This is a genomic window from Bradyrhizobium sp. Kon37, assembly GCF_055807535.1.
The window spans coordinates 1-681 of record NZ_JBVVOY010000095.1 but is presented as its reverse complement, the minus strand read 5'-3'; the positions used below and the strand labels follow the sequence as shown (position 1 = coordinate 681).

General features: G+C 54.2%; 1 protein-coding gene. It reads left to right on the top strand.

What is annotated here, in order from left to right; genetic code table 11:
- Positions 1–681 (top strand): hypothetical protein (locus AC0L3J_RS37220; protein WP_473350409.1); only part of this gene is annotated, 681 nt, incomplete at both ends.

The window sequence follows — 681 nt, the reverse complement described above, 5'->3', positions numbered from 1 at the left end:
TTAGCCCTCCTTGCGCTCTGTCTCGCAGGATGCGGGAAAAGCGAGAGCTATCGTTACAAGCTGACTGTGGAGGTCAATACGCCGGAGGGCGTCAAACGAACGTCCAACGTCGTCGAAGTTCAGTTCTCCGGCGTCTCAGTTCCCGCGCGTGGCGTGATGCACGAACTGAACGGTGAAGCCCTATACCTCGATCTTGGTGGCGGAAAACGTCCACTGATCGTCTCAATCGTGAACCGACGTCATCCCCGTTATGGCAACGATGTGCGCTGGTCGCGTGACGGAGGGCCAAGCGAAAGCCTACTGTCCGAGCTTTACGGTGCCCAACTAAAGGGCGATGATCTTCTTGAGAAAATCTCTTCGCTCTCAACAAAAAGAGGCACTCATGAGATCCGTCCCGATGATCTTCCTGACCTCTTGACGTTCGGGGACGTCAATGTGCCGAGCAGTGTCATGGAAGTTGATCGTCACAATCTCCCGGCCTCACTTGGACAAAACGTGAGCTGGGCTAAGGTCACTCTTGAGGTTACCCATGAGCCCGTCACGAAGAACATCAATAGTAAGCTGCCTTGGTTGCAAGAATACTTTGAAAAGAATCTCAGATTGGATGGAGCCGGCCACGGAGCGAAGCGGGAGTTGGCTAACATTCTGAGCTGGTCGGATTTCGAGCAGACCCGCGACTTG